At 35.7% G+C, this 2,907-nt stretch carries 1 protein-coding gene and 3 pseudogenes; all 4 read right to left on the bottom strand.

The features are described from left to right. Positions 1–924 precede the first annotated feature (924 nt). The gene (locus NI468_RS15890; protein ID WP_004733111.1) at positions 925–1,386 is read right to left on the bottom strand and encodes a DIP1984 family protein; all 462 of its coding nucleotides are present in this window, start codon (positions 1,384–1,386) and stop codon (positions 925–927) included. A 195-nt stretch (positions 1,387–1,581) separates the two neighbouring features. Continuing rightward, a pseudogene (locus NI468_RS15895) lies at positions 1,582–1,945 on the bottom strand (IS3 family transposase); the annotation flags it as partial. Then, positions 1,939–2,214: pseudogene (locus tag NI468_RS15900) on the bottom strand (helix-turn-helix domain-containing protein); the annotation flags it as partial. The pseudogenes NI468_RS15895 and NI468_RS15900, both read right to left, overlap by 7 nt. A gap of 451 nt (positions 2,215–2,665) precedes the next feature. Continuing rightward, positions 2,666–2,907 (bottom strand): annotated as a pseudogene (locus NI468_RS15905) (IS5/IS1182 family transposase); the annotation flags it as partial.

The following is a 2,907-nucleotide window of genomic DNA, read 5'->3' on the forward strand; positions in this document are numbered from 1 at the left end:
AAGAAAGTTAAATCCTGTGCTTGACTCTTGTGGTTAAAAACAGGACATTTTAAATGGTTTATCGCATAGACATTTTAATTGGTGAATAACACCCAAGGCATGGCTTTTAGTCATGCTTTTTTTATCAAAAGAGTATAGCTGAATGATTACGAGCCAAATCGCATACAATACCTATCATTAAACTTAATGCAATAATTAAATGATAGTAATAGACCTCTTGCGAAAGTCGTTATTACAAGTTCATTCGGTTTACCAGTGCAGCGATTAAGTTAGCCACTGATGTATCTGGCTGCTGGCATTGCTGAATAAGTTGATGTTTAAATTCAGCCGTGAAGGTTCGACGGGGCTTTTTTAGCATTGGTGTGCTGTCTATAACTGTCTTTAAATCCATAAATAGGTGTCCACTTAAAGTTTAGTGGACACTATCGTGGTATTCATGAGTGAGAAAAAGTGGGGCTCAGCGGACGCTTACTTTCATCTTGAGAGAGTTGGGTGTATTTCTTCATTGCGTGCTTTCCAATTGCGAGTTGAAAAAGTCTAATGATTCTACGAATACACCTAACTACAAATGTGTCGCACTTGTGATTTGAATCCGCTATTTTCAAAATCTGTCTTTCAGCTCGTTATGCAACAAAGCCGAACCGAATTAAAAATAGGAATGTGCTTCAGCTGATGCTTGCTCATTTCTTTATTTTTAGTAATTGAGGTGAACATACTGTCAGTACATGGTAGTTATAAGTAACGTGTAACTTTGTTTGCACAAAGATTTGAGTTCTGCCAAGTGATGGATTGATTTGTACTTAAAATTTTAAGCTTATCCACTTGCTTTGCAAGCCACTACACTTTATTTACAATCCTATGTTGTGGAAGTAAGGGATCTTGTACTCGCCCAGTATGTTCAACTTGATTATATCTAAAGGACTATTAGGCTTCAATCAAATCAATTTTCCAATTATTCGACTGAATTAACACATTTAAATCACGTAATTTAAGACTAATATCATCAGCTTGTTTTTGTAATGATGAAACTGGAATAACTTTATGCCACTTTATTTCCCGCGTACTATAACGATCAGATTCACGAGATGTATTACTTATTGCTGCAGTTAGGGTTTTGTGCTGTTCTACAAATTCATCACGCAAAGACAATAAAGCAAGTAGAGAACGACCATCATTTAATTTTGTTAAAGCATTAGTTTCATGAATTGCATAACTTAATTTTTGAAATTCTTGAATTAAAGAAAATACTTGTTTTAATAGTTCATTAGGATCTTCAGATGGTTTATCACCATCTTGTACCAATACATTTGCATTGATACGTTGTTTTAGTGAAATAATTTTTTTTTGTTGATCACTTCGAAGTAAGAGAGCTTCTGCTAATTTCATTTTTCACCTATTAACCAATTAGAATTAAGTTTTAAGCAGCTAAGTAATTTCACAAATACTATATCCTCATTCTTTAAAGATCAAAACAATTGATTTTTTATAATTTTCAGAGGTAGAAGTCTTATATTTTGTCATTAGTCGAAGCTCAGAATTAAGCTAAAGGCCTTTTTCAGATGCAGAATCCTTTATCTGATCCTAGACAGTATTGTGGACAGTCGATCCCTCTAAATTCTTACAATATTTTTGTTCAAAGGCTTCAGGACTTAACCAGCCATTTGCAGAATGTCTTCTGATTCGATTGTAATAAATCTCGATATAGTCAAACAAGACAGCATTCGCTTCTTTTCGAGTGGCAAACACACGCCATGGATTACATGACCTTTCAATGTATGAAAGAAGCTTTCAGTCACTGCATTGTCCCAACATGAGCAGTGTACTGCGCAAGACTGCGTGACATACTTTGAATACAGTTATTCGTCAATAATAGTGCTCTAAAAGCACGACTACAGTACTGACTGCCTTGGCCAGAATGAACCATAACTCCTGTTGAATAAGCTTTTCATGCGCCAAGGTTGGTCCGAAACCATGCAGTTGATCAGAAACAATATTGAGGCACTTGAGTCTGAGTTCTTAAGAAAGCCTGGAATTGCTGGTTTGGCCACGACCCGTATGGGCTAATGCAGCTGGACCTTGAACTTTGTATTTCTGCAGTAACCGGGTAATTTGACGGGTGGAAAGATTCAGGATTTCAGCAGCACGAATCTGGGTAATATGATGATCTCGAACGTCTTGCAGTTCTGCAAGACGTTGAATTTCTTTGTCAGACATAGTGATCAGCATCTATATTTTATATCCAGTCCATGGTGATAAAAACCATCATAAACCAGACATTTTTATTGGTGAGAATATAGACATTTTGAATGGGTTCTAACACACTGATTTCGTATAATATTGATTATGTTAAGCGAAGTATACCAAACAATAACTTCATATATCCCTTGCACTCACCTGATTTCAATAAGTTAAAGTACTATCCTTTAATTAGATAAATATGATATGTTGAATTAAATTTTAATTCATAAACTTCATCATGTTTGAACTAAAAACAATTCGATTGACAAAAAAAGGTTCAACTAAAAAACAACTAATATTATTGTTTCACCTCAACTCGTACTGTCCCTGTCTATACCCATTGTTGTTCTCAATGAAAGTTTTACGCTTTCAAAGGGCTTTGTTGCACAAAGATTTGAAATGCAAAGCGCCCCTAATTGAGCCAAATTTAAGGCGTAACTTGGGTAAATGGTCGACCTGATTCCGTAAATCTGTTGAGGACTGCTACACGTGCATGAATTTCATTCACTTGGCTATCAAAACTCCTTGCGCTGAGTTTATCTCCTAATAATTTAATGCAGTGCATCTTAGTTTCAACCAACTTCGCCGATGATAGCCTGACCATTTTTTCCATAGTGTCCTGCCTAAACGTTTAACTGTTCGAAGTAATTCATTTCGTTCTAGCGAGCT

Origin of the sequence: Acinetobacter lwoffii, from assembly GCF_024129355.1 — a bacterium.
In the GTDB taxonomy this organism is placed as follows: domain Bacteria; phylum Pseudomonadota; class Gammaproteobacteria; order Pseudomonadales; family Moraxellaceae; genus Acinetobacter; species Acinetobacter lwoffii_I.